Source organism: Brevibacterium sp. LAARM3_SD1, from assembly GCF_057364765.1.
On sequence record NZ_JBNFOL010000043.1, the window covers coordinates 1 to 25,036 of the forward strand.

Consider the following 25,036-nt stretch of genomic DNA (forward strand, 5'->3'; position numbering starts at 1 on the left):
AACCTGGCGCCAGGTTGCTGGGCCGCCGTCAGGTAGTAATTACGTAGTGATGAGGGAGGGTTCGGACTTGGCGACGACCTCGCGGCGAGCGACTCGGCGGGCCAGGCGGGACTCGCCCCATTTGATGAAGCCGACGCCGCCGAGGATGAAGACTCCGCCGAAGAGCTGGATCGGGGCAGGCATCTCGAAGAGAACCAACCAGGCGACGATGACGGAGAACGGGACCTCGACGAGGTTGACGAACGATCCGACCGTCGCCCCGACATAGCGCAGACCGAGGATCCCGGTGATGTAGGCGCCGACCGTGAAGACGACGATCATCGCCATCGGCACGACCCACGACATCGACACCCCTCCGAAGTCGACATCCGCAGTCACCGCGTTCCACGGCATGATGCCGGCGAGCACGATGGCCGACATCGCCAGCGCCCCGATGCCCATGCCCAGACCGGTCAGCGCGACCGGTGGGATCGTGATCGTATCCTTCGCAGAGACGAGGAAGTAGCTGGCCAGGCAGACCGCGGCAGCCATGGCCATGACCACGCCGAAGATGCTGATCGACGATCCGCGCAGGTTGAGCACGAGCAGGAGCCCGATCATGGAGACGACGACCCCGATGAATGTCACGGTCGCCGGCCGGGTCCGCGTCCGCGCCCAGATCCAGAAGACGATGAGCATCGGCGCGGTCATCTCCAGCAGCAGCGCCACGGCCACGGTGAGGTGTTCGACGGCGACGAAGTAGAACCCCTGGACGCCGGCCATCGAGACCAGGCCGTAGGTGACGACGGTGCGCCAGTGCGTGAGCACTTCGCCCCAGCGTCCGCGCAGGGCGATGAGGGTGGGGATGAGCAGCAGGACCGCGGAGCCGGCCAAGCGGATGAGCACCACCGCGCCCGGCGTCCATCCGATCGCGTACATCGTCTTCGCGATCGGACCCGACACTGCGAAGAAGAACGCGGAGGCAAGAGTGAGCAGGAACCCTGCGATGGCGGTGCGATTCATTCCTGACCTCCTGATGTGGTGAAACGTTGAGTGGCGTACGAGGACAGACGCCCCCGAGGTGGTGGTGCAGTGTTGAGTTGACAGTGCGACGTTGAGCGGATGATGCGGTGCCGGATCATCCCCTCGCCGAGGCGGCCCGACGGTTGCCGGTTTCAGTATCGACCCTGAGATTGAAATGGGTCAAGTGCATTTTGGTCCTTACGTCCTGTGGCAGAATGATATCCACCATGGCTTTCATCTACGACATTCGCGCGACCTCACGATGCTCGTCGACCTCCTCAACACCTCCGGCGACGTCACCGACGGCGGCGACGAACTGACGACAACCGCGAAACTCCGCGAATTCGCGGCGCGGCACGACTTCTCCGGACCTTTGACCGCCACCAGAAGCGACGTCGACGAGACCCTGGAACTGCGCCGCAGATTCGCCGCAGCACTGGATGCGAGCATCGACGCCGAGACCGATGACGAGGTCGAAGCGGGGACGATCGCGGTCGTCGATGAGATCAATCTCACACTGAGCGACTCGGGGTCAGTGCCGCAGTTGGTCAAACACGATCACTGGGACTGGCACCTGCACGCGACCGGCGCTCAAGCCAGCCTGGCCGACCGAGTGGCCGCCGATGTCGCTCTGGTCCTCATCGACCTCATCCGCTCCGGGGACCTCGACCGGCTCGGCCGCTGTGCCGCCGAGGACTGCCGCGCCTACCTCGCCGACTTCAGCCGCAATCGCTCGAAGCGCTTCTGCGATACCGGCAGCTGCGCCACCCGCACACACGTCGCGGCCTTCCGCGCCCGCCACTCCGACACCGGCTCCCACAACTAACCCGAGGAGCCACCCATGTCACTTCAGCCCTTGCGCATCACCGCCGGACGCAAGCTCGCCGCCAGCCTTGCAGGCATCATCACCATTTCGGTCACAATGACGTCGGGCTTCGCCACCTCAGCGATGGCCTTCCTCCCCATCGGTCCCGCAGATCCGCTCGGTCAGAAGCTCCTCTTCGGCACCCTCGCAGTAATCGTGGCCGCCATCTCCATCGCCGTCAGCTTTCTGCTCGTACGCGTCGCGCTCGGCCGCATCCGCACCGGAGGCAGCCTGTCCCGATTCTTCCGATACCAGCTGGCTGCGCTCGGAGCCGGTGCCGGGCTCGGCCTCGGCTTCGTTCCAGCCATGGCCGAGGCCGCTCCGGTCTGGTGGGTGGTTTCGATTACCGCTGGCCTCGGACTCATCGCCGTCTCCCTGCTCGCCTTCCGCAAGGCTCGCTATCCGATTCTCAGCAGGCCCCCGTATCCGCACATCGGTTTGGCCGAAGGCCGCGTCATCGACGACTGGTCAAATGGCCAATCGAGGAGTCCGAGCCTGACCGTTGTTCATTTCGTCGACGACAAGGGGCGCGGACGGTGGGCCCGTCACCTCGTTCAGCAGAGTCCGTCACTGCGGGGAACCATCGGCCAGGTGGTCTATGACCGTCGTCGTCCCGAAAAGGTCCGACGCTTCGCTGTTACCCAACAGCTCTTCGATATCCGCCCGCCCTGCGAGATCCAGGAGAATTCGGCACCTCAACCACGCACCATCTACCCGATGCCTCCCGACTCTCGCCCGCAGCGTCCACGCTGAGCTGAACCCACCACCTGAGCAGAACTCACCAACACCCACCACGCCTCGGCGACCGCGAAGACAGTCGAGCCGCCCTCGCATAGCTGGACCCGCCTCGGCGAGCATTTCTGAACGCGAACTGGTCGCAGCCGCATATTTCACTGAAATCGGCCTTTCTTTCCTGAGAACGAATGCCCGACCCGGGGTCCAAATGGACTTTCCTGAGAGCCTGTCAGTGACGCATGTCACATTCGCATTCAGGCAACCTCCAGCCCACTCCCAGAAATGGGCTCCAGACTGGATTCATGACTACAGCACAGAACGACATCGACATCGAAGCCACCCTGCTCGTTGTCGATGATGAGCCCAATATCCGCGAACTCCTGTCCACCAGTCTCCGCTTCGCCGGCTTCGACGTCGTCTCCGCCGCCAACGGCGCCGAGGCGCTGCGTCTGGCCGAGCAGACCGACATCGACCTCCTCGTCCTCGACGTCATGCTCCCGGACATGGACGGCTTCACCGTCACCCGCCGACTGCGCCAGATCGGCATGAACGCCCCTGTCGTGTTCCTCACCGCCCGTGATGACACCTCGGACAAGATCACCGGTCTGACCGTCGGCGCGACGACTATGTGACGAAGCCCTTCAGCCTCGAAGAGGTCGTCGCACGCATCCGCGCGGTCCTCCGCCGCACCCGCAACCTCGAGGACGAGGAGAACGCCGTCATCGTGGCGGGCGACCTCGAACTCGACGACGACACCCATGAGGTCCGTCGCTCCGGCATCCTCATCGACCTCTCCCCCACCGAGTTCAAGCTGCTGCGCTACCTCATGCTCAACACGAACCGTGTCCTGTCGAAATCGCAGATCCTCGACCATGTGTGGGAGTACGACTTCGGCGGCGACACCGGAATCGTCGAGTCCTATATCTCCTACCTGCGCCGCAAGATCGACGTCACCCCGGAGACGGATGCCGCTGGCCACCCCGTCGAGATGGAGTGGACGCCGATGATCCAGACCAAGCGCGGGGTCGGCTACATGCTGCGCACACCGGAATCCAAGTAGTCGTCCATGCAAGGGCGATAGATTACATACGTGGCAATAGAATCCCGTCCCTCCCGTCCCGGCTTCTGGGAAGAATGGTCTCTGACCACCAAGCTGCTGGCCATCATGATGCTGCTCATGCTGCTCGTCCTCACGGGGACGAGCGCTTGGGTGTTGGAGAACCTGCGCGACAGCCTCGTCCAGCGCACCGATGAACGCCTCATCAGCGCCTCGGAGACTCTGGCGAAGCAGGCCTACCAAGATGTGTTCCAACCAGCCGAGCTCCAGTCGGGGGACGATGACGCCGAGGAGGCGCCGTCGTCGACGACGATCGATTCGAATTCCTGGGATCAGCTCAAGAGTCTCCTGCCGGGAGGCTTCTATGTGCAGTTCTACGACACGAACGGGGACCCGATCCGCGATCCCGTCGCCCCGGAGCCGCAGAACCATCCGATCCTGCCGAAGATCGATGAGAAGGAAGTCTATTCCCGCGGCGGCGAGCCCTTCACCGTCGCTGGAACGAGTTCGCAGTGGCGGGCGCGGGCGATGAAGGTGCAGAACACCGACGTGCTCGTGTCCATCGCAGTGCCGTTCGACCGTGAGGTCGACAACATCAACGAGCGGGCGCGGAACACGATGATCGGCATCGGCCTGCTGGCCCTGGCGATGGTCGCCGGAGTCGGCTATTGGGCGATCAACAACACGTTCCGGCCGCTGCGCGATATCGAGAAGACCGCTTCCCGCATCGCCGCCGGTGACCTGTCCCAACGTGTGCCCAGCTATCCGCGTAATACCGAGCTCGGGCGTCTGTCGGCGGCGCTGAATACGATGCTCGGACGCATCGAGGACTCCTTCGACGGGCAGACCCGGTCGGAGAAGCGCATCCGCCAGTTCGTCTCCGACGCCTCCCACGAGCTGCGCACTCCCCTGGTCACGATCCGCGGTTACGCGGAGCTGTACCGACAGGGCGCGATCACGAAGTCCGAGGACGTTGCCAATGCGATGGAGCGGATGGAGTCCGAGGCCAAACGCATGGGCGTCCTCGTCGACGATCTCGTCGTCCTCGCCCGACTCGACGAGCAGCGCGCCGCCGAGATCGGTCCGATCGACCTGCACAAGGTCGTCCGAGACGCCGCTGCCGATGCCGCGGCACAGGCGCCGGACCGCGATATCAGCTTCATCGGACTCGACGGTGAGGACGCCCAGCCGGTGCCGATGATCCGCGGATCCGAGTCGAAGATCCGCCAGGTCATCGTCAACCTCGCCGGCAACGCCGTGCGCCACACTCCCGAGCACACCGCGATCGAATTCGCCGTCGGCGTCGTCGGTCTGCCCGAGTCGGTCGAACCCGATTCCGCTGATACCGGCGAAATTCGTGAGGGCGGCGCCCGCGGTCAGAACGGACGCAACGGCAAGAGCGGGGCGAAGGACAAACCGCGTGAGCGCGGGTTCGTCACCGGCGGGGTCCGCATCTTCCGCCGAGGCGACTCTGCCGGAAACGACCAAGCCGACACCCAGCCGAACCCCCGGTCCGCGGCTCAGGCCGACACCCAACCCGACCGTCAGGTGGAACCCCAGGAGACCACCCCGGACGCGGGGCAGGGGAACGGGCAGCACAACGGGCAGCTGCAGACCCCATCAGGAGATCGGTCCGGAGCCCAGCCAGGATCACAGTCCGGCGCTCAAGCAGAGGCATCGGCCGATTCGCAGACCCCGTCGCAATCCGGTCCGGCGACCGATCCCCAGTCCGGCTCCACGGCCAAGACCCCAGAGCCGGCGAACATCGTCCCCGATGTCACGGCTGCCGGATCCATCACGGTCGATGAGTCTCTGCGCGGATTCCCCAACGGTCGGGTCCGCTTCGAGGTCAGAGACCACGGAGACGGAATCGACCCCGAGGTGGTTCCGCGCATCTTCGAGCGCTTCTACCGCCTCGACGTGTCCCGGACCAGGGACACCGGCGGTTCCGGCCTCGGGTTGTCGATCGTCAAGGCGATCGTGGAGAACCACCATGGTGCGATCTCCGTCCACGAAACTCCGGGAGGCGGTGCGACGTTCCGCATCGACCTGCCCATCTCCGACAACGGCGAAACCACTGCGGACACGCGAAAGGATGAGCGATGAACGAGAACAACGACTCCCAGAATCCGGATGAGGTGTCCCGCAGGTCCGATCGGACGACCAGACTCCGCACCCAACGGCGAATCAGGACGGAGCTTCTACCACCGAGGGACGTCGCGGCCCCTCCGCCGGAGGCTACCGCGGATCCGGCGCCGAGGTTCCGCGCACCTTCCCCTCTCAGTCCAACGGCCCGGCCCGAGTCAGTCCACCGGTCGCACCGCCCGAGCGTCGCCCCGACGTTGCGCCGACTCGCGCGCAGAACCCTGTGGACGGTTCCCCTCACCGAGGCGGCTCCCCGTCCCAGCAGCCCTCCCCCTACCAGTCCGGTGGGCAGCAGGGCGGTCAAGCCGGCGGTCAGGCCAACGGGCGACAGGACGGACAGCTAGCTCAGCCCGGTCAGCCGGGCGGCCAATCGGGACAACCCCAGCAGCCATCGCCGTATCAGTATCAGCAGAATGGGCAGCAGTCCTCTTCGTATCAGCCGGGCAACCAGCAGCAAGGTGGCCAGCAGCCGGGCGGCCAGCCCGGCTATCAAGGAAACCAGAACGCCCAAAAACACCTTCGGCAACCAGCCAGGTCAGCAGAACGCCCAGCCGAATCAGCCTCAGCATCCATCCCCGTACGGGCAGACTCAGCAGAACGGTTCGCAGTCGCATCCGGGGCAGAATGCCAACGGACAGAACGGCCAAGGCGCATCGGCCACCGGAGCCGGTGCCGCGGCAGGTGCCGGAGCGGCAGCGGCCGGTGCCGGTGCGTATCACGCCGGATCGCACTCTCAGCAGACAGGTTCCGCCGGCTATCCGGGACAGCAGAACGCGCCCGGCCAGCAACCCGGTTCCAACGCCTATGCGGCGGCACCCGGTTCGGGGCCCTATTCCTCGGAATTCTCGCCCGTCGGTTCTCAGCCCGGACCAGGAGGTCCCGGCGGGCCCGGTGGACCGTACGGGCCGGACGGGTTCGGTCCGTACGGAGCTCAACAGCCGCCTCGGCGAGAGAAGAAGGGACCCGGTTGGGGCGCGACGATCGCGATCGGACTGGTGGCTGCCCTCCTCGGTGGGGCTCTCGCGTTCGGCGGAAACTATGCGCTCTCGGCGCTGCAGAATGAGGAGCCGCGCAAGGTCGCCGAGGAGACGATCGAGACTCCCGACTGGACGCAGGTCGCAGAGAAGACCTCGGACAGTGTGATGTCGATCCAGGTCGGCACGCGCGGTCAGGTCCAAGGGCTCGGCTCGGGGGCGCTGTATGACGATCAGGGCCACGTCATCACGAACAACCACGTCGTCGCTCCGGCGGACACCCCCGACGGCGAGATCGCCGTGACCATGAAGAACGGTGAGACGACGGAGGCGAAGATCGTCGGCCGCGACCCCTCGACCGATATCGCCGTCATCAAACTCGATCAGGTGCCCGACGGTGTGAAGCCGCTGGTCATCGGTGATTCGAAGAAGCTGACCGTGGGCGATCCGGTGATGGCCCTGGGCAATCCGCTCGGCCTGGCCAACACCGTGACCACCGGTATTGTCTCCGCGCTCGACCGCCCGGTGTCGACGGAGAACATCGGCGAGGATGCATCCTCGCAGGAGAAGGAGATGACGATCACGAACGCCATCCAGACGGATGCGGCGATCAACCCCGGCAACTCGGGTGGACCGCTGGTCAACGGTGATGGCGAGTTCATCGGCGTGAACTCGGCGGCGGCTTCGCTGAGTCAGGGCGAGGGAGGACAGTCCGGATCGATCGGCATCGGGTTCGCGATCCCCGCGAACCAGGCCGTGATGATCGCCGACCAGCTCATCTCCTCCGGCAAGGCCCAGCATCCGTTCCTCGGGATCACGCTCACCGACGGGCACATCAACAGCGGCGGAATCAGCCGCGGCAGCGCCAAGGTGCAGTCCGTGGCCAGCGGATCCCCCGCTGCCAAGGCCGGAATCAAAGACGGAGACGACATCATCGAGGTGGCCGGGACCAAGGTCAACAACGCCATCGCCCTGCGCGCCCTCGTCCGGGCTCAGCCGGTGAACACTCCGGTCGAGGTCACCGTGGTCCGCGGCGGGAAAGAACAGAAGCTCGACGTCACGCTCGTACTGCAGTAGATCCGCGACTCACGCGTCAGAGCCTGGGGACGTTGCCGCGACTCAGCCACCTGGAGGGTGTGGACAGCCGAACGCTGTCCACACCCTCTTTCCGTGCTCTTCCGCTCACCATCCTTGACCGTCGACACTGATCTCGTCTCGCCCGACCGTGGCGGAACGTCTCTGACCACAAGGAGTGATGATGAGTTTCGAAGTCGACGCCGAACGTGTCCAATCTGCTGCCACCGCCGCCGCCAACACCTCCCGCAACCTCACGTCCGAATCCGACACGATGACGCGCAATCTGCTCGCTCTCCAAGAATGCTGGCGCGGCAGTGCGTCACAGAACTTCCAGGCCGTGGTCAACCAGTGGGAGCGTGCCCAGAAGCAGCTCATGGAATCGCTCGACTCCGTCCACGGTGCGCTCCACACAGCCGCCCGGCAGTACTCCGAAGTCGAAGCAGCGAACTCGCGCCTCTTCGCTCCCTGAACCGACCGAGTCCCACCCGCCAAGTGTCACAGACTCCGGCTGCGGATCCCGAGATACCGCAGCCGGGATCTGTTCGTACTCGTAGTCGGCGTCTGGCAAACTATCAGCCTTTCTCAGTAGACTTGAGAGCGATAGTTCGCGGCGGTGTTGGCCAAGAATCTCCGGACCGGAGTGGATCGGGTTGGCAGCGTCGGGTCAAACCAATGCAGGAGTCGACTACGGATGAGTATCTTCCAACGGATCGCGACGATCTTCGGTGCCAAGGCCAACAAAGCTCTGGACAAGGCCGAGAACCCCAACGAAACCCTTGACTATTCGTACCAGAAGCAGCTTGAACTGCTGCAGAAGGTCCGCCGCGGTGTTGCCGATGTCGCCACCAGCCGCAAACGCCTCGAGCTGCAGATCAACCAGCTCGAGCAGCAGCAGAACAAGCTCTCCGGTCAGGCCGAGAAGGCCATGCAGATCGGCCGCGAGGACCTCGCCCGTGAGGCTCTGACCCGCAAGTCCGGCCTGACCCAGCAGATCACCGATCTGCAGACTCAGCACGAAGGACTGCAGGGTGAGGAGCAGAAGCTCACTCTCGCCTCGCAGCGCCTGCAGGCAAAGGTCGACGCCTTCCGCACTAAGAAGGAGACCCTCAAGGCCACGTACAATGCCGCCGACGCGCAGACCAAGATCGGCGAAGCGTTCTCGGGCATCTCGGAAGAGCTCGGCGACGTCGGGCTCGCCGTCCAGCGTGCCGAGGACAAGACCGCCTCGCTGCAGGCCCGCGCCGGTGCCGTCGATGAGCTCCTCGCTTCCGGTGCTCTCGACGATGTCACGGGTACCCAGAAGGACGACATCACCGCTCAGCTCGATTCCCTCTCCAGCGAGAACGACGTGGAGATGGAACTTCAGCGGATGCGTGAGTCCCTGCCTGCCGGTTCCGAGAAGCAGGACCAGAAGTCGCTCGAAGGTGAGGATAAGCAATGATCATCCGCATCATGGGCGAAGGGCAGTTCGACGTTCTGAACGTCGACCAGAACCTGCTCCAGAAGTACGACAACCAGGTTGAGGATGCCGTCAATGCGGGCAATGAGGAAGCCGCCCGCACCGCGCTGAGTGCCCTCCACGACTACGTCACGGCCAACGGGCAGCCGGTTGCCGATGACTACCTCGGATCCTCCGATGTCGTCATCCCCTTCGTCGACGCCACCTTGGCCGAGATCGCCGAACTGCTCACCGGCGAGGGCTTCATCCCGGATCCGGCCTGAAACCACAGAGCACCAAAATGCACCCGGCCCATTGTCTTCGACAGTGGGCGGTTCTGCCACTGCCAGAGAGGAACCACGATGAAGAATCGCTTCGTCAGAGACAACGGACTGACCATGCGGATGGGATGGACGATCTTCCTCAACGGCCTGATCTATGTCGTGCTCATCCTCGCGATCTGGTGGATCGTCGGCCAGAGCGTCGGCGGCGTCATCGTCGCCGTCCTCATCAGTGCCGGCGCGTTCTTCTTCCAGTGGTACTTCTCCGACAAGATCGCCATGCGCGCGATGGGCGGTAGGGAGGTCTCCCCCGAGGAGGCTCCGGAGCTGCATACGATCGTCGACCGACTCTGCCAGCTGGCCGATTCGACGAAGCCCCGCGTGGCCGTCTCGAATTCTTCCATCCCCAATGCCTTCGCCACCGGCCGCTCCCCCGAACGCTCGGTGGTGTGCGTGACCCGTGGTCTGCTCGAGAAGCTCGATCGTGATGAAGTCGAGGTCGTGCTCGCCCACGAGCTCTCCCACGTGGCCCACCGCGACGTGACCGTGATGACCGTCGCCGGTGTCACCGGTGTCGTCGCCGCACTGATGATGCGCGCCGGGTACTACATGAGCTTCGGACGGTCGAACAACAATAACAACGGCATCCCGATCCAGCTGCTGTTCATCCTCGTCGGAGCCGTCGTCTACGGGCTCTCGTTCGTCCTCATCCGCGCCCTCTCACGGTATCGTGAGCTTGCCGCCGACCGTGCCGCAGCCATCCTCACCGGTGCGCCGTCGACCCTGGCATCGGCACTGACGAAGCTGAGCGGGGACATGGCCAAGATCCCGGAGAAGGACCTGCGGTCGTCCGCCTCGGCGAACCACCTGGCTCTCATCCCCGCCATCAGCGGAAAGGCCGCATTCGGCCAGCTCTTCTCCACCCACCCCTCACTCGAGAAGCGCCTGGAGCAGCTGGCGAAGATCTCCGCCCAGCTCTCCCGCCCCGAGTGAGCATCCGCCACACGCTTGAACTGCGCACCACCGAATTAGGAGCTCAATGGGATTCTTCGACGCACTGCTCGGCCGGTCCAAACCGAAACGGGCCAACCTCGACGACCTCTTCGCCCTGCCACCGGCGGCACTGACGCTGCAGGCCGCTACCGGCTTCACGCCCACAGGCGTCGGGGCCGTCGCCTTCCGCCAGGTCGAGGGAGCCGCATTCCAAACTGCTGAGTCCGAAAGCGTCGCCCTCATCGGCTCCGACCCGGCCGCCTCGGTGAGGCAGGAGAACGACGGCTTCGGGTTCACGTGGCAGGTCGTGGCCGATGAGAACGCCGAGGTGGTCAACCTCGTCACGAACATCCATGCCGTGAACTCGGCGCTGGTCAATCAGGGATTCGACACCATGCTGCTGTGCACGACCGTGTACTTCGTCCACCCCGATGGACGTCGGATGGCATTGGTCTACCAGTACAAGCGCGGAACCTTCTATCCGTTCGTGCAGTCGGCACCGAAGCAGCGGGACAACCCCCTGGAGATCCAAGTCAAGGGCGTGCTCTCCAATGAGCTGCCGTTCGAAGAGGATACGTCGAACTGGTCGGCTCTGTGGGACGCCCCGGGTATGAATGACACCCCGGGCGCTCCCGAGCTGCAGTAGGCGCACCTGGCCCGAAGGGTGGGCCAGCCCGAAGGCGTGTACCCGTCCTGACAGAAGGATAGGCAGACAGACGAGTGGAGGGCGTCCCGCGGGACGCCCTCCACTATCTGTTCGCGTTCGCTTCGGTCGAGACCGGATCAGTCTTCCTCGGCAGTCACGATCAGCCGTCCTCGGCAGTCACCTCGATGACTTCGCCGAGGGCTTCGATGCGGTCGCCGGGACGGATCGTGGCGCCTCGACGGGTCTCGACCTCGCCGTTGACGCTGACCTCACCGTCGGCGATCATGTCCTTGGCCATGGCACCGTGTTCGGCGATGCCGTGCAGTTTGAGCAGCTGACCGAGTCTGATCGACTCGCCGCGGATCTCGATCGTGTCCATCAGAACATGTCTCCGAATCCGTCGAACAGGCCGCCGCCGTCACCGCCGTCGCCTCCGAAGAAGCCACCGCCGTCGCCGCCCATGTCTCCGCCTGCGTCTCCACCGGCGTCGCCCATGTCGCCTCCGTAGGCGCCGTCCCAGCCGCCGCCCATTCCGCCGAACATCATGGCGCCCATGAGGACGCCGGGCAACAGGCCGGAACCTGCATAGGAGTTGAAGTAGCCGCGGTTGTATTCGGCGTAGGCCGGTCCGGCCTCCCAGTAGGCGCGGCGGGTGTGTCCGTCACCGGTGACGACCTTGCGCACCAGCGGATCGGCACCGACAGCGACGCGCTCGGCGTCGGCGGCGCACACGGGCACCGGGCGAAGCTGACCGCCGGCCGGGGCCCAGTCGATGTCTTCGACCGAGGGACCGTGCTGGGGGTTGAAGAAGCAGGGCGGACGACGCACCGGCAGGGGTTTGCCTTCGACTCGGGCGCGAACGCATTTTGCGGCGTAGCGGCCGTCTTCGAGCGCCTCGGTGACGTGTCGGATGTCAGTGGGTTCGGAGACCTTTTCGAGCGTCTCCTTGGCAACGTCGTACGAGTCGAGCGCCTGCTTGTAGTCCTGCGCTCCGCCCGTATCGAGGTCGACTCCCGCAGTAATGACGTCGAGTTCGGCGACTTCTTCGCCGAATGAGGTGACGTCTTCTTCAGCGGTCTTCTTCACCTGCTGAAGTTCAGCGGCGTGCAATTCCCGCTGCCGCTTCTTCTCCTTGCGGTGGCCGATGAAGAAAACGGCCCCGAGAACTACGAGCAGCAACAGAAATACTTCAGTCACGATCCATGCCTCCCAGGCTAGCTTTGTCCTCGAACAGTATGCCCGATGAAACTGACAGGCGTCTGAGCCTGTGCCCCACATCCGCTCAGTCCTCGGCCGCCGATGGCCGGTGTGCAGAGGTCAGGCGAGACCGTCACTCTCCCCGTGAGCGACCGCCTCAGACGAGAGCCTGGAGGCCTTTGACCAAGGCCGCGATTCCGCCGCCGAAGGCGAGGACGAGCATCCCGATCCGCGCGATCGCCACATCGATATGACGGGCGAGCCAGTCACCACCGGCGAGCCCCGCCACGAGGACGATTCCGAGCCCGATCCAGACCCCGACATCCAGATGCGGCCAGGTCCCTCCGTCGATGATCACCTTCATCACCACCGCCGAGGCGGTCCCGACGACGAGGAACGGCTGTAGGGTGGCTGCGAACGACCGCTGCTCCCAATTCGTCAGCACAGCGTAGGCGCTCACCGCCGGACCCCCAGCTCCAGCCGCGGCCGACATCGCCCCGGAGAAGAGTCCGGCCGTCAGCCGTGTGCCGAGGTTCGCGGGGATCGTCCGCCCCAGCTTCCCCAAGGTCAGTGAGCTGATGAGGGAGACGACGATGAGGACGCCGATGAGGATCTGCAGCGGTGCGGTGGGCAGCGCCGACGAGAGCAGCGCTCCGGGAATTGTGCCGATCACGGCACCCAAGGCAAGATGTCGGAACGGCGGCCATTCCACCTCGGCGAAGGTGCGGACGAAGACGGAGAATGAGGCGACGATTCCGCAGATGTTGACGAGGATGACTCCGCTGAACGGGTCGAGGAGGAGGACGAGGAAGGGGCCGCTGACCAGGCCGAATCCCATCCCGGTGACGCGTTGGGACAATGCACCGAGGAACACTGCGAAGAGGATGAGCACGACGACGGGTTCCACCCGGCCGAGTTTAGTCGAGTCCGATTCCCGGCTGATCCTCAGTCTCACCGCTGACGGCGGGGTTAGAGTATTCACCATGAACGCCAGTCCCCTCTGGTCGCGGTTCAGCGCAGATCCGCGCTCGTATGGGCAGGTCCGGGCCTCTGATGCCGATCGCGCGGTCGTCAGTGATGTCCTCTCGGAGGCTTACGCCCTCGGTCAGCTCGACGTGGAGGAGTTCGATGAACGCACCGAGGCTGCCGCGAAGATCAAAACGCTCGGTGAAGTCCCAGTACTGATCGAGGACCTCGTCCTCACTGATCCTGCAGAGACCGAACCCAGCCAGCTCGATGATGCGGGGCGCGCACAGGCGTTGGCCCGCCTCGAGGAGGATCGGGTGCCGATCACGCCGGAGCAGATCGATGCCGCGGCGCAGAAGTACTACAAGGATCGGGTGCGCCGGTCGTTGCTCGGCGCAGTCGCGGGCCCGGTCGGGATCGTGCTGGCGATCTGGGCGTTCTCGTCGGTCGCGTCTGGCCAGTTCATCTTCTTCTGGCCGATCTTCGTCATCGTGCCTATGCTGCTCGGCGGTTTGGGGCGCATCGCGCATAAGGACGAGATCATCCGCAATCGGAAGAAGGAGCTCACGCGTCGAGCCCGGGCCCACCTCGGCGATGCCGAGGCTCAACGGCAAATCGAACAGGGTGAGACTCCCGAGCGAGATTACGAAGCCGACTTCGGTACGGGGCTGCAGCCGCCGCATCCGTCCCACCCGCCCTACTCGCCCGGTCAGATCTCACGCCGGGAGGAACGGGACCGGCGCCGTCGCACCGACGTCATAACCGCGACAATCCCTGGGACTGAGGGCACGCTCCGCGTCCGGGAGGTGCTGCTGAGCCTCAGACCTGGAAGATTCGGATCTGTCCGAAGTCCTGGGCTTTGTGAGTGGTGAACCACATGGTGTGCGAGAAGTGTCGCAGGTCGTCACCGTCGGCCTCGGATTGCCAGTAGCCCCACGCCGCCGCGGCCTTGCCGTGAGTGATCGCCGCTTCGAGGTGGCCGACCTCCGGCGAATGAGCGGACAGTTTCAGCAGCGCTTCGACGACGGCCTCCCGCCCGGTGTGGGTCTCGACGTCGGAGGGGTGAACGAGCTGGAGGACGCAGTCGTCGGCGATCACCTCGGCGAGGGCCTCTTTGTCCCCGTTGAAGAGATTCTCTTCGAACGTCGCGACGAAGACGTTCTTCGGACTGTTTCCGCAAGCATCGGTGCCGGTGAAAGTCATACCGTCAGCCTAGGCGGGCGGAGGCGGCGGGACAACGGGTCGGTGGGTCTCCTCGGCGAAGGTGGGTGCTTCTGGAAGAAGAATCGGATACGGCTGCCCCGGACTGTCGGGCATGAAAACGGCCGTGCCGGCACCCTGCGGGCACCGGCACGGCCGATCGGACGAGCGGGGGCTATCAGAAGCCCATGCCGCCCATTCCACCCATGCCGTCCATGCCGGCAGCTGCGTCTGCACCTGCGGCGGCCTTTTCGGGCTTGTCGGCGACGACCGACTCGGTGGTGAGGAACAGACCGGCGATCGAGGCGGCGTTCTGCAGAGCAGAGCGGGTCACCTTGACCGGGTCGTTGATGCCGGCGGCCAGCAGGTCCTCGTACTCACCGGTTGCGGCGTTGAGACCGAATCCGGCTTCGAGGTTGGCGACCTTGTCGGCAACCACACCGGCTTCGAGGCCGGCGTTCGTGGCGATCTGCTTCAGCGGGGCTTCGATGGCAACCTTGACGATGTTGGCACCGGTGGCCTCGTCTCCCTCGAGTGCGAGGTCGGCGAATGCGGCCTTGCCCGCCTGGATGAGCGAGACGCCGCCACCGGCGACGATTCCCTCTTCCACAGCAGCCTTGGCGTTGCGTACGGCATCTTCGATGCGGTGCTTGGTTTCCTTGAGCTCAACCTCGGTGGCGGCTCCTGCCTTGATGACTGCAACACCGCCGGCCAGCTTGGCCAGACGTTCCTGCAGCTTCTCACGGTCGTAGTCGGAGTCCGAGTTCTCGATCTCGGCACGGATCTGAGCGACCCGTCCGGCGATCTCCTCGGCGTCTCCCGCGCCCTCGACGATGGTGGTCTCGTCCTTGGTGATGACGACCTTGCGGGCGGTGCCCAGCAGGTCGGTGGTCACGCTGTCGAGCTTGAGCCCGACTTCCTCGGACACGACCTGGCCACCGGTGAGGATGGCGATGTCGGCGAGCTGAGCCTTGCGACGGTCACCGAAGCCCGGAGCCTTGACAGCCACGGACTTGAAGGTGCCCTTGAGCTTGTTCAGCACCAGGACGGCCAGGGCTTCGCCCTCGACGTCTTCGGCGATGATGAACAGCGGCTTGTTGGACTGCTGGACCTTCTCGAGGACGGGCAGCAGGTCCTTCACGTTCGAGATCTTGGAGTTGACGATGAGGATGTAGGGATCCTCAAGGACAGCTTCCTGACGATCGGTGTCGGTGACGAAGTAACCGGAGATGTAGCCCTTGTCGAAGCGCATACCCTCGGTCAGTTCGAGCTCGAGTCCGAAGGTGTTGGACTCCTCGACGGTGACGACGCCTTCCTTGCCGACCTTGTCGATGGCCTCGGCGATCAGTTCACCGATCGCGGGATCTCCGGCGGAGATGCCAGCGGTAGCGGCGATCTGTTCCTTGGTCTCGATGTCGATGGCGTTTTTCAGCAGGACGTTCGTGACGGCCTCAACGGCCTTCTCGATGCCGCGCTTGAGGCTGAGCGGATCAGCACCGGCTGCCACGTTGCGCAGGCCTTCGCGGACGAGAGCCTGTGCGAGCACGGTAGCGGTGGTGGTTCCGTCGCCTGCGACGTCGTCAGTCTTCTTGGCGACTTCCTTGACGAGCTCGGCGCCGATCTTCTCGTAGGGGTCCTCGAGTTCGATCTCCTTGGCAATGGAGACGCCATCGTTGGTGATGGTCGGTGCGCCCCACTGCTTTTCGAGCACGACATTGCGACCGCGGGGTCCAAGGGTCACCTTGACCGCGTCCGCAAGCTGGTTGAGGCCAGCTTCGAGTCCTCGACGAGCTTCTTCGTCGAATGCAATCATCTTTGCCATAGTGGCTTAGATCCTCCCTGATGGAGTGGAGTGGGATTCCAGAGCAGTCATCAACGCCCGCGACGGCAGAGAGTGTGTCCGCATGTTCCATTCCACATATGGACCACGCTCTCGAGACGACTGGTGGGAACCCATCGGTTTTCACCAGTACTAGATTTAGCACTCTCCCCATGCGAGTGCAAATATTTGTGGCCCGCCATGACGGGTGCGGAGGGCCGCGTTCCGCGATTTCTCGCCGCACGGTCACGGCGCAGGGGCAGTTCGGCCCAGCGCGAAACGTCTGCCGACGGTGAAGCACGCCGGGTCAGTTGACGCTCGCAGGTTCGAGCGGGCCGGAGCAGGCCCACTTGCGACGGCCGCGTGCGGGTCGACAGACGCCGGAATCAACGCGCGGGCGAAGTGGCACAGTCAAACACCCACGTCGCGGTCGCAATCGGCACGGTTTAGGGTGAACAGCCCTGTTTCAAACACGTGCTATTCAACTCAAACTGGGCCGATTCGAAGTTCGTACCTACGGGCGCAGCTCGAGTGAGCCCGCACCCTCTCAGCACCAAATCTTCAACTTTTGGTGCACCTCGTTCTGAAAGACACACAGAAGAACGTGTGCAGCTCGAAACAATGTGCACCAAAACGCGGGTTGCTGCGACCACGCAGGCACTGAAAAGCGCCGAGCAGTTGCCTGCTCGGCGCTTTCCCCGTGCGGTTGGTGCCGGTCGCCCGAAGGCCATTCCGACGACCCGCCGCAGCGGATCAGAAAACTGTGCTGACAGCAGCCAGTCTCAGAGGAGGGTGACGGACTCCGCCTGAGGACCCTTTTGTCCTTCTCCAACTTCGAACTGAACCTGCTGGCCCTCTTCGAGAGAGCGGTAGCCGTCCATCTGGATTGCGCTCCAGTGAACGAACACGTCCTGGTTGTCGCCTTCGAGGGTGATGAATCCATAGCCCTTTTCAGCGTTGAACCACTTGACGGTACCTTGTGCCATTACTTCTCCATACAGTGCAGTGCCATTGAAATCCCGCATCTCGGCCGCGATCAGATGACCTCACCCGAGATACGGAAGCTAGTAAAACTCAACTGACCCCGCGACTTCTCTCATTGACCTCTAGAGAACTATCTCGGTGAAGCACGAATAGAACACAAGGTGCTGTGCTTGCCTAGCTGTTGCAACTCTACCGCAGGCGCGCACCCCGACTAGAGCGGTCCAGCACTGTTATAGATTCGTTATCTAAGGGTTTCTGCCCTGTTCACAGCGGGGATCGCTGCGAATCAAATCAGACCGTTCGGTCAGAAATTCGCCGAGGATGCCCGCCGTCGAAGATCCCGACCGCAACCGAACCGATCCCCCGACTCAATCGCACTGCGGCACGACCGAATCGCTGCGGATCAGTCCGAACCGCCGTCACTCGACTCCGGCCCGCGATCGGCGATGTCCGAACAGATGACGACGGTGATGTCGGCTTCGAAGTCGGAAGAGGCTTCCGTGGCCGAGACTCCCAGTGACTTGGCGACGAGCTTCGCCTGCGAAGCGTTCTCTTCGCCGTCGTAGTACACGGTCGAGTCGGAGAGGTCCGTCGAGTAGTTGCCGACCTGGCCGAGCTTCCAGCCCTTCTCTTCGACAGCTTCAGAGAACTTCTTCGCAGCGCCGGAGACTCCCGAGCCGTTGAGAACGTCGACGGTGATCGAGTCGTCGGCGACGCTGACTTCGCTCTCACTCGGCGAGGGTTCGGCCGATGCCGATTCGGAGGCCGGCGGATCGGCGATCTTCGATTCGGGGTTGCCCATCGAGGAGAAGATGATGTTGATGGCGGCCACGACCAGCAGGACCGCGACCAGCGCGAGAATGATGACCAGTGAGATGGCACCGATGTTCGACGATGCCGCGGATTCCTGTCGATGGGCACCGCTGCGCCGGCCGGGCTCGATCTCGTCGAATTCGTCGGTCATGTCTACCTCGAGACGCGGGCTTGGGCGCGCTCGCTCTGCCGCGTGCTGCGGATTCGGCGAAGGCGCTTGACCAGCATGGGATCGCTGGCCAGAGCTGCAGGGTTGTCAAGAAGCGAGTTGAGGATCTGGAAGTAGCTGGTGGCCGACATGTCGAAGCGCTCACGGATCGCGTGGTCCTTGGCGCCTCCGTACTTCCACCACCGCCGCTCGAACTCCAAAACGGCCACCTCGAGCTCGCTCAGTTCTGAGGTGTCGTCATTCGGCGGCATAGAGGTTGTGCTCCTTCGAGAGGTATCTGTGCTTCTATATTATCGCCCGATCGGCGGTACCGAAATTTCCGGCGCGCCGCTGCGGATGTGAGGTCGCTCCCCGATCCTCCCCAACCAACCGCCTCACCCCGCCGCGCGGCACTGATTCGGTGGCCGTGTCGACGGGGTGAAGGGAACGAATATCGCCGAGGTGGGGCCGCCTCGGCGAACCGAGTGACCCGACCTCGCGGATCGGATCAGCGGATGCGGATGTTGACCTGCTTGATCTGGGTGAACCCTTCGAGCATGCCTTCCAGCGATGCCTCTCGCCCGAAGCCTGAGGTCTTCATGCCGCCGTAGGACTGGCCGGCCAACTGGCCGCCGCCCTGGTTGACCTGAACCCAGCCGGATTCGATCCGGTTGGCCATGGTCAGGGCCGCGTCGACGTCCTTGGTGAAGACGAAGGCCGCGAGACCGAAGTCGGAGTCGTTGGCCATGTCGACGACCTCGTCGATGTCCTTCCACGGGATGACCGAGAGGACGGGCCCGAAGATCTCTTCACGGCTCGTCTGCCAGTCGTTCTTCGCCTTCGAGAAGATCACGGGCGCATGGTAGAAGCCGGGTTCGCCGACTTCCAGCGAATCGAAGCCGTCATAGGCGATCTCGACGCCGTCCATCGACTTGCCCATCTCGATGTAGCTGGCGACCTGGTCGTACTGCTTCTGGTTGATGATGCAGCCGATGTCGGTGGACTCATCCCGGGGATCGCCGACCTTCATCTTCGACACCGCGTCTACGAGCTTGGACAGGAAGTCGTCGTAGATGTCCTCGTGGAGGAACAGGCGCGAACCCATGGTGCACGACTGACCCTGGCGGGCGAAGCGGGTCGACAGCAGGACCTGCTCGAGGGTGTCGTCGTCGTTCGAGTCCGGGAAGATAATGTTCGGGGACTTGCCGCCGAGCTCCATCGACGAATGCGCGAGTCGACCACCGGCCAGCTCGGCGACGTGACGGCCGACGCTCGTCGATCCGGTGAATGAGACCTTGTCGACGTCGGGGTGGACGTTGAGGGCCTCACCGATGACCGAGCCCTTGCCGGTGACGACGTTGAGCACGCCTGCAGGGAGGATGTCGGCGATGATCTCGGCCATCTTGAGGATGGTCAGCGGTGCATCCTCGGCGCATTTGAGGACGATCGTGTTGCCGGCGGCGATCGCGGCGGGGGTCTTGAAGGCGGCGATCATCAGCGGCGAGTTCCACGGCAGGATGCCGGCGACGACGCCCAGGGGCACGCGCTTGGTGTACTGGAGCTGCTTGTCTCCGGCGGGCAGGGTGTTGCCCTTGACCTCACCGGCGACGCCGCCCATGTAGCGGAACAGGTCGGCCAGGATCATCGTCTCCGGGCGAGCCTGGGTGCGGATCGCGTTGCCGGTGTCGAGAGCGGTCAGCTGAGCGAGCTCCTCCGAGGCGGCTTCGAGCGCATCGGCACAGGCCAGAAGCTTCTTCTGGCGTTCCTTGAACGGAAGGGCCGCCCACTCGGGGAAGGCCTTCCGTGCGGCTTTGACGGCGCGGTCGGCGTCGTCCTCTTTGCCGTTGGGCACCTTGGCGATGACGACGTTGCGGTCGATCGGGGTGATGACATCGGTGGTGTCGCCGTCAGCGGCGTCGACCCACTGACCGCCGATGAGCATCTTCCAGTTCTTGGCCTCTGGGAATTCCGACATTTCGGTCCTTTCGTTCAACGATGAACTCCTTAGGCCGAGCATAACGCTTGGCAGTGACGCGCAATACACCGGTTCGGTAGGCGATCGCGCACACCCGATCTGCGCTCGGTGCACATGCGCGCAGGTCGATTCCCACCCCCGCCGAGGCGGTGCCGACGTTTTCGACCGCCTCCCTCGAAGTGGTGCCGACGTTTTCGTCTACGCTGGCCGGGGTGGCGCCGAGGTTCGCAACGCTCGCCCTTCCCGCGTCTGCGCGGTGGATGGCGGATTGTTGGGTCGATCCACGGTGATTTCAGTGAGGAAACCAGCGTGGATGACCCAACAATCATGTCCGTGGTGGCTTCCCGCCCCCGCTTCCCCTCCGCTGGCGACAGCACCGCCGTTCCTGCGCCGCCCATTCCTTGGAAGCTGACACCACTGTCCCAGTACGACCTCGTCCGCCGAGCATCGCTAAACTCGTGCCCATGACGTCGACGCCTCCGCTGACCGAGATCATGTCCCCCGATTGGGCGAACGCGCTGGTCGGAGTGGAGGAGCGCATCCATTCGATGGGCGACTTCCTCCGCGAAGAGATCGCCGCCGGTCGTGCCTACCTGCCCTCCGGGGACTTCGTCTTCCGCGCCTTCGCCGAACCGCTGTCCGAGGTCAAGGTCCTCATCGTCGGTCAGGACCCCTACCCGACGCCCGGCCACGCCATCGGCCTGTCATTCGCCGTCGACCCCGATGTCCGTCCCCTGCCGCGGTCGCTGGGCAACATCTATAAGGAGCTCGAGTCCGACCTCGGCATTCCGCCGGCCCCGCACGGAGACCTGCGTGCCTGGTCACGCCAGGGAGTCATGCTGCTCAACCGGGCGCTGACCGTCTCCCCCGGCGAACCCGCATCCCACCGTGGCAAAGGCTGGGAGGAGATCACGGAACGGGCGATCACCGCGCTGATCGAACGCGATCAGCCGCTTGTCGCGATCCTCTGGGGCCGCGACGCCCGGAATCTCGCTCCCCTGCTGACATCAGGAACCGCCGAGGTGGCCATCATCGAATCCGCGCATCCCTCACCTCTGTCAGCACGGCGGGGATTCTTCGGTTCCCGACCGTTCTCGCGCACGAATGAATTGCTCGCCCAGAAGGGCATCGACCCGATCGATTGGGCCCTGCCGGATCAGGTCTGAACTCGGCTCAAGCCCTGCCAGATCGCGCCTGAGCCCGGATCAAGGGTGAGCCCGGGTCCGATCTGAGTCCGGATCAAGGGTGAGCCCGGATCCGGACTGAGCTCAGATCAGGTCTGAATAGGGCCGGTCTCGGTCGCGTCTGCGGCTCCTGATCCGCCGAGTCCACTCGAAGCGGCTCCCGATCCGCTGGAACCGCCCGCCTGGGCTCCCGCCCCTCCGGGTCCACTCGACTGAGTCTTCGCCCCGCTGGGCTGCACCGAATCGATGACTGCGGTCGAGGTCTCGCCGCTGCGCACCTCCTCGACCTTCTCCTCGGCAGAGCTCTGGCTCTTGAAGTTCTGGCTCTTGAGGTTCTTCAGCGGCAGCGCCAGATAGCTGCCGAGCACAGCCCCGACGGCGAGAGCCGCATTCGCCAGTATCGCGGTGAACAGCGAGGACAGACCCACAGCGAAGGAGACGTTCTCCGATTCCGACGCGATCTGATAGACAGCGGTGAAGATCGACAGTCCCTGCAGAAGGGTGTAGATGCCGGGAATCATAAGCACGATCGCCGGAGCTCCCAGCCGCAGCGCCAGCGGCCGCGACAGGAAACCGGTGACGGTGGCCGCCAGCAGACTGGCTAGCACATTGTCGACGTCCAACAGCGTCAGCGACATCATCGTAATGTGCGAAGCAAGGCCGACGAGCGCCGCTGGCAAGATGAACCGGCGCCTGGCCGACATGGCCACGGCACCGGACATCGACACCACGGCCGCCGCGACCATCGACAGGATCGCCGTGACCACATGCGGGCTCGTCTTCGGCACGAGGACTTCGATATGGCCGAGCCCGATGGCTTGACCGCACACGATGCCCAGTGCGATTCCGGAGACGATGCCGGCCAGAGTCATGAACACCCCGACCACCCGCCCTGCCGCGGTCAGCGGGAAGTTCGTCAGCGCATCCTGAACCGCCGAATACAGCGACTGTGTCGGCAGCAGCAGAACGATTCCGGCAGCCACGAGATACTGCGGTGAGGCGATGATACCGACGTCGCCGGCGATGGTGGCGATGAGCGTCGCCGAGGCGGCCTGCAGCGCCGTGATGAAGAACGACGGCAGGTGGGTGCGCCCGAGCAGCTTGCCGAGCTGGAAGACGACGATCGCCATCGTGATGCCCAAGGGCACTGCAATCGGCCCTCCGCCGAGCAGCAGGACGAGGGCACCGACCATGAAGCCCCAGGCTCCGGTGGTGAACCATTCGGGGAACGGCCGCCGCTGCGTGCGTATCGCGTCGAGACGACTGCGTGCCTCGTGGAATTCCAGACGTCCGTCGACGAGGTCGGTGACGAGCTTGTGCACCGAGGCGAGCTTCGCAAAATGCGTGGACTCTCCGCGGTTGACCCGCATCACCGTCAGCAGACGTCCGTCCGAGGTCGAATAGTGCACGACAAGAGTGTTCGAGGTCAGATCGACCTCGACGGTGGCCAGACCGCACGCGGTGCACGCGGCGATGACGGAGACCTCGACATCGCTGGTGCCGGCACCGGCACGCATCATCATCGCCGCGATATCGGCGGCGAGGTCGAGGACCATCCGGGCTTCGTCTTCGCTCGGCTCCTTCGCCTGCACTGGCGCCTGGTACGGGGTGCCTTTGAGCGCGGTGACGATCGGCACCGGCTGGGTGTTCTCCGTCGTGCCCGAGACGAGTTTGCCGACGGTGCGCCGGGCGACCCTCTGGGCGATGCGCTGAGACGCACCGCGGTGATCGGTGCGAGCCTTCGACCGTCCGCCGCGTTCGGGCTTCGCCGCCTTCGCCGCCGCGGCCTTCGCAACGTCCTCCGGTTGGGGTTCGGGTGAGGATTCGCGCAGTTCGGCCAGTCGCTGCAGGCGAGTGCGCTCGAGCAGTTCGCGCAGAGCCTGGGATCCGGCCTCCGGATTGCCGCCCTCGACCGGCCCCGGGGACGAACCGCGGACGGGGCCCGGCTCGGTCGGATTCTCGACCCGAACCTCGGCGGTGGTGGCGTCTTCGAGTTCTCTGTCGCTCACGGCTCGCTGATGAGTGTCGGGCCGAGCGGGTCGGCGATGTGCGCGGTTCCTGAGGCGGCGTCGAAGTCGAAGACGCGACGGCCGGAGACGAAGACGGTCTCGGCGCGAGAGTTGAGATCGAGCGGATCGCCCGACCAGATGACGATATCGGCGTCGCGGCCCACGGCCAGGGAGCCGAGGCGGTCGTCGAGGCCGAAGATCGCGGCGGGGTTGATCGTCAGCGCTTCGATGGCGACGACCGGGTCGAGCCCCTCCTTCACGGCCAGGGAGGCTTCGTGGATGAGGAAGTTGATCGGGATGACCGGATGGTCGGTGGTCAGCGCGATGCGCACTCCCGCCTCGGCGAGGGAGGCCGCAGTGGCCAGGGTGCGGTCGCGCAGCTCGACCTTCGACCGGGTGGTCATCAGGGGTCCGAGGATGACGTCGATGCCCTTGGCGGCGATGTAGTCGGCGATCTTGTGGCCTTCGGTCCCGTGATTGATGACGAGGCGGTATCCGAATTCCTCGGACAGGCGGATGGCGGTGGCGATGTCGTCGGCGCGGTGGCAGTGCTGATCCCACGCGAGCTTGCCGTCGAGGACGTCGGCCAGGGTCTCCTTGACCAGATCCCGGTCGAACGGGGTTCCCTCGGCTTCGGCTTGGGCGCGTTTGGCCTGGTAGTTCCGTGCTTCGACGAAGGCGTCGCGGATGATCTTGACGGTACCCATCCTCGTCGACGGGGTGACCTTCTTCTCCCCGTACACGCGTTTCGGGTTCTCGCCGAGCGCGGATTTCACGGACAGATCCTGCGTCACGAGCATCTCGTCGACGATCCGTCCCCAGGTCTTGAGGAAGGCGGTGCGACCGCCGATGGGGTTGCCGGATCCGGGTTTGATGAGCGCCGAGGTGACTCCCCCACGCAGCGCATCCTTGAATCCGAGATCGGCAGGGTCGATGCTGTCGAGCGCGCGCAGGCCCGCCCCATTGGGATCGGTCATCTCATTCGTATCGTCACCGGACCAGCCTTCGCCGTCCTCATGCACGCCGAGGTGGCCGTGGGCTTCGATGAAACCGGGCAGGACCCAGCGTCCGCCGGCATCGATGACCTCGGTGTCCGCTGGGAGGGAAGAGGCGTCGACAGCTCCGGGGGCCACCTCGGTGATGCGGCCGTCCCTGACGGTCAGCGTGCCCGATTCGATCGCCTCGGCGCGGTTGCCGGACGCATCGGCCACGGGCACGATCCGCGCATTCGTGATGACGAAATCTGTGGCTGCGGGGACCGGAACTGACCGATACATTCTGCTCCTAGCGAGGGGGTCGGCGACGACGTCTGGCTGCGGTGTCGAGTCTACGCCACTCGATGTTTCCGCTCAGTGACCACAGGACTGTTCGACGCGTTGGCGAAGAGCCTGCGGCGGGGCGGATTCTCCCCTCTTCCCCTCCCCAATTACTACCTGCGACGCGCAAGCTACGTGCGAGCTGAGCTGGGCGCGTCGACGGTAGTTCTGGGGCGGAGGTGGCCGTGTCAGGCTCGGCGTATAGTCTGGGA

Annotated in this window: 23 protein-coding genes and 1 pseudogene; 12 read left to right on the forward strand and 12 right to left on the reverse strand. The window is 64.5% G+C overall.

Going from position 1 to position 25,036, the window contains the following annotated elements; all coding sequences use genetic code 11:
• Window positions 1–39 precede the first annotated feature (39 nt).
• Complete coding sequence (locus AC2W7L_RS17015) at window positions 40–1,002, reverse strand: EamA family transporter (protein ID WP_486005394.1); 963 nt, start codon at window positions 1,000–1,002, stop codon at window positions 40–42.
• Window positions 1,003–1,264: 262 nt separating this feature from the next.
• Here AC2W7L_RS17015 and AC2W7L_RS17020 point away from each other — a divergent pair, with 262 nt between their 5' ends.
• The 10 genes and pseudogenes from AC2W7L_RS17020 to pspAB all read left to right on the forward strand — a co-directional run bounded on the left by AC2W7L_RS17020 (window position 1,265) and on the right by pspAB (window position 11,213).
• Window positions 1,265–1,828, forward strand: a complete 564-nt coding sequence (locus AC2W7L_RS17020; protein ID WP_486005395.1) for a CGNR zinc finger domain-containing protein — start codon at window positions 1,265–1,267, stop codon at window positions 1,826–1,828.
• 15 nt (window positions 1,829–1,843) lie between these two features.
• A complete protein-coding gene (locus tag AC2W7L_RS17025; RefSeq protein ID WP_486005396.1) occupies window positions 1,844–2,620 on the forward strand; it encodes a hypothetical protein in 777 nt (258 codons plus the stop codon).
• Window positions 2,621–2,904: 284 nt separating this feature from the next.
• Window positions 2,905–3,662, forward strand: a pseudogene (locus tag AC2W7L_RS17030) (response regulator transcription factor).
• 30 nt (window positions 3,663–3,692) lie between these two features.
• Window positions 3,693–5,765: a HAMP domain-containing sensor histidine kinase gene (locus AC2W7L_RS17035; protein WP_486005397.1), complete on the forward strand. Its 2,073-nt coding sequence runs from the start codon at window positions 3,693–3,695 to the stop codon at window positions 5,763–5,765.
• A gap of 452 nt (window positions 5,766–6,217) precedes the next feature.
• On the forward strand, window positions 6,218–7,855 hold the full coding sequence (locus AC2W7L_RS17040) for a S1C family serine protease (protein ID WP_486005398.1): 1,638 nt from the start codon (window positions 6,218–6,220) through the stop codon (window positions 7,853–7,855).
• Between the two features lie 181 nt (window positions 7,856–8,036).
• A complete protein-coding gene (locus AC2W7L_RS17045) occupies window positions 8,037–8,324 on the forward strand; it encodes a WXG100 family type VII secretion target (RefSeq protein ID WP_486005399.1) in 288 nt (95 codons plus the stop codon).
• 222 nt (window positions 8,325–8,546) lie between these two features.
• Complete coding sequence (locus AC2W7L_RS17050) at window positions 8,547–9,296, forward strand: PspA/IM30 family protein (protein ID WP_092010926.1); 750 nt, start codon at window positions 8,547–8,549, stop codon at window positions 9,294–9,296.
• Window positions 9,293–9,577 (forward strand): PspA-associated protein PspAA, encoded by a 285-nt coding sequence (gene pspAA, locus AC2W7L_RS17055; RefSeq protein ID WP_167199079.1) that lies wholly within the window; start codon window positions 9,293–9,295, stop codon window positions 9,575–9,577. Before AC2W7L_RS17050 ends, pspAA begins: the two co-directional genes overlap by 4 nt.
• A 78-nt stretch (window positions 9,578–9,655) precedes the next feature.
• Complete coding sequence (htpX, locus tag AC2W7L_RS17060) at window positions 9,656–10,567, forward strand: zinc metalloprotease HtpX (protein ID WP_167199082.1); 912 nt, start codon at window positions 9,656–9,658, stop codon at window positions 10,565–10,567.
• Window positions 10,568–10,613: 46 nt separating this feature from the next.
• Window positions 10,614–11,213: a PspA-associated protein PspAB gene (gene pspAB / locus AC2W7L_RS17065; protein ID WP_486005400.1), complete on the forward strand. Its 600-nt coding sequence runs from the start codon at window positions 10,614–10,616 to the stop codon at window positions 11,211–11,213.
• Window positions 11,214–11,373: 160 nt separating this feature from the next.
• Here pspAB and AC2W7L_RS17070 read toward each other — a convergent pair whose 3' ends face one another.
• From AC2W7L_RS17070 to AC2W7L_RS17080, 3 genes are all read right to left on the reverse strand, one after another.
• Complete coding sequence (locus tag AC2W7L_RS17070) at window positions 11,374–11,592, reverse strand: RNA-binding S4 domain-containing protein (RefSeq protein ID WP_486005401.1); 219 nt, start codon at window positions 11,590–11,592, stop codon at window positions 11,374–11,376.
• Window positions 11,592–12,410: a hypothetical protein gene (locus AC2W7L_RS17075; RefSeq protein ID WP_486005402.1), complete on the reverse strand. Its 819-nt coding sequence runs from the start codon at window positions 12,408–12,410 to the stop codon at window positions 11,592–11,594. The genes AC2W7L_RS17070 and AC2W7L_RS17075 overlap by 1 nt, the downstream gene beginning before the upstream one ends.
• Window positions 12,411–12,567: 157 nt before the next feature.
• Entirely contained in the window at window positions 12,568–13,317 is a 750-nt protein-coding gene (locus AC2W7L_RS17080) for a TSUP family transporter (RefSeq protein ID WP_486005403.1), read from the reverse strand.
• 76 nt (window positions 13,318–13,393) lie between these two features.
• On the opposite strand from AC2W7L_RS17080, the gene AC2W7L_RS17085 reads away from it, so the two are divergent.
• The gene (locus tag AC2W7L_RS17085) at window positions 13,394–14,248 is read left to right on the forward strand and encodes a DUF1707 SHOCT-like domain-containing protein (RefSeq protein WP_486005404.1); all 855 of its coding nucleotides are present in this window, start codon (window positions 13,394–13,396) and stop codon (window positions 14,246–14,248) included.
• Here AC2W7L_RS17085 and AC2W7L_RS17090 read toward each other — a convergent pair.
• The 6 genes from AC2W7L_RS17090 to AC2W7L_RS17115 form a co-directional block, all read right to left on the reverse strand.
• Entirely contained in the window at window positions 14,196–14,579 is a 384-nt protein-coding gene (locus AC2W7L_RS17090; RefSeq protein ID WP_062241324.1) for a nuclear transport factor 2-like protein, read from the reverse strand. The two genes, AC2W7L_RS17085 and AC2W7L_RS17090, sit on opposite strands and share 53 nt — an antisense overlap.
• Before the next feature lie 175 nt (window positions 14,580–14,754).
• Entirely contained in the window at window positions 14,755–16,398 is a 1,644-nt protein-coding gene (groL, locus tag AC2W7L_RS17095; RefSeq protein WP_062241323.1) for a chaperonin GroEL, read from the reverse strand.
• Between the two features lie 779 nt (window positions 16,399–17,177).
• Window positions 17,178–17,381: a cold-shock protein gene (locus AC2W7L_RS17100; RefSeq protein WP_025780447.1), complete on the reverse strand. Its 204-nt coding sequence runs from the start codon at window positions 17,379–17,381 to the stop codon at window positions 17,178–17,180.
• A 401-nt stretch (window positions 17,382–17,782) separates the two neighbouring features.
• Window positions 17,783–18,343, reverse strand: a complete 561-nt coding sequence (locus AC2W7L_RS17105; RefSeq protein ID WP_486005405.1) for a LytR C-terminal domain-containing protein — start codon at window positions 18,341–18,343, stop codon at window positions 17,783–17,785.
• Between the two features lie 2 nt (window positions 18,344–18,345).
• Window positions 18,346–18,612 (reverse strand): DUF3263 domain-containing protein, encoded by a 267-nt coding sequence (locus AC2W7L_RS17110; protein ID WP_025780444.1) that lies wholly within the window; start codon window positions 18,610–18,612, stop codon window positions 18,346–18,348.
• Between the two features lie 236 nt (window positions 18,613–18,848).
• Window positions 18,849–20,315, reverse strand: coding sequence for an aldehyde dehydrogenase family protein (locus tag AC2W7L_RS17115; protein ID WP_486005406.1), 1,467 nt, complete (start codon window positions 20,313–20,315; stop codon window positions 18,849–18,851).
• A 464-nt stretch (window positions 20,316–20,779) separates the two neighbouring features.
• Here AC2W7L_RS17115 and AC2W7L_RS17120 point away from each other — a divergent pair, with 464 nt between their 5' ends.
• Entirely contained in the window at window positions 20,780–21,481 is a 702-nt protein-coding gene (locus tag AC2W7L_RS17120) for a uracil-DNA glycosylase (protein ID WP_486005407.1), read from the forward strand.
• Window positions 21,482–21,588: 107 nt separating this feature from the next.
• Here AC2W7L_RS17120 and AC2W7L_RS17125 read toward each other — a convergent pair whose 3' ends face one another.
• Together AC2W7L_RS17125 and AC2W7L_RS17130 are read right to left on the reverse strand one after the other, a co-directional pair.
• Entirely contained in the window at window positions 21,589–23,508 is a 1,920-nt protein-coding gene (locus AC2W7L_RS17125) for a threonine/serine exporter family protein (RefSeq protein ID WP_486005408.1), read from the reverse strand.
• Window positions 23,505–24,785: an amidohydrolase gene (locus tag AC2W7L_RS17130; RefSeq protein WP_486005409.1), complete on the reverse strand. Its 1,281-nt coding sequence runs from the start codon at window positions 24,783–24,785 to the stop codon at window positions 23,505–23,507. The genes AC2W7L_RS17125 and AC2W7L_RS17130 overlap by 4 nt, the downstream gene beginning before the upstream one ends.
• Between the last annotated feature and the right edge of the window lie 251 nt (window positions 24,786–25,036).

Excerpts from the sequence above, each read along its gene's own strand:
- AC2W7L_RS17015 (WP_486005394.1), bottom strand. The coding sequence starts at position 1,002 with ATGAATCGCACCGCCATCGCAGGGTTCCTGCTCACTCTTGCCTCCGCG.
- AC2W7L_RS17020 (WP_486005395.1), top strand. The coding sequence starts at position 1,265 with ATGCTCGTCGACCTCCTCAACACCTCCGGCGACGTCACCGACGGCGGC.
- AC2W7L_RS17025 (WP_486005396.1), top strand. The coding sequence starts at position 1,844 with ATGTCACTTCAGCCCTTGCGCATCACCGCCGGACGCAAGCTCGCCGCC.
- AC2W7L_RS17040 (WP_486005398.1), top strand. The coding sequence starts at position 6,218 with ATGGGCAGCAGTCCTCTTCGTATCAGCCGGGCAACCAGCAGCAAGGTG.
- AC2W7L_RS17045 (WP_486005399.1), top strand. The coding sequence starts at position 8,037 with ATGAGTTTCGAAGTCGACGCCGAACGTGTCCAATCTGCTGCCACCGCC.
- AC2W7L_RS17050 (WP_092010926.1), top strand. The coding sequence starts at position 8,547 with ATGAGTATCTTCCAACGGATCGCGACGATCTTCGGTGCCAAGGCCAAC.
- pspAA (WP_167199079.1), top strand. The coding sequence starts at position 9,293 with ATGATCATCCGCATCATGGGCGAAGGGCAGTTCGACGTTCTGAACGTC.
- htpX (WP_167199082.1), top strand. The coding sequence starts at position 9,656 with ATGAAGAATCGCTTCGTCAGAGACAACGGACTGACCATGCGGATGGGA.
- pspAB (WP_486005400.1), top strand. The coding sequence starts at position 10,614 with ATGGGATTCTTCGACGCACTGCTCGGCCGGTCCAAACCGAAACGGGCC.
- AC2W7L_RS17070 (WP_486005401.1), bottom strand. The coding sequence starts at position 11,592 with ATGGACACGATCGAGATCCGCGGCGAGTCGATCAGACTCGGTCAGCTG.
- AC2W7L_RS17085 (WP_486005404.1), top strand. The coding sequence starts at position 13,394 with ATGAACGCCAGTCCCCTCTGGTCGCGGTTCAGCGCAGATCCGCGCTCG.
- AC2W7L_RS17090 (WP_062241324.1), bottom strand. The coding sequence starts at position 14,579 with ATGACTTTCACCGGCACCGATGCTTGCGGAAACAGTCCGAAGAACGTC.
- groL (WP_062241323.1), bottom strand. The coding sequence starts at position 16,398 with ATGGCAAAGATGATTGCATTCGACGAAGAAGCTCGTCGAGGACTCGAA.
- AC2W7L_RS17100 (WP_025780447.1), bottom strand. The coding sequence starts at position 17,381 with ATGGCACAAGGTACCGTCAAGTGGTTCAACGCTGAAAAGGGCTATGGA.
- AC2W7L_RS17105 (WP_486005405.1), bottom strand. The coding sequence starts at position 18,343 with ATGACCGACGAATTCGACGAGATCGAGCCCGGCCGGCGCAGCGGTGCC.
- AC2W7L_RS17110 (WP_025780444.1), bottom strand. The coding sequence starts at position 18,612 with ATGCCGCCGAATGACGACACCTCAGAACTGAGCGAGCTCGAGGTGGCC.
- AC2W7L_RS17115 (WP_486005406.1), bottom strand. The coding sequence starts at position 20,315 with ATGTCGGAATTCCCAGAGGCCAAGAACTGGAAGATGCTCATCGGCGGT.
- AC2W7L_RS17120 (WP_486005407.1), top strand. The coding sequence starts at position 20,780 with ATGACGTCGACGCCTCCGCTGACCGAGATCATGTCCCCCGATTGGGCG.
- AC2W7L_RS17130 (WP_486005409.1), bottom strand. The coding sequence starts at position 24,785 with ATGTATCGGTCAGTTCCGGTCCCCGCAGCCACAGATTTCGTCATCACG.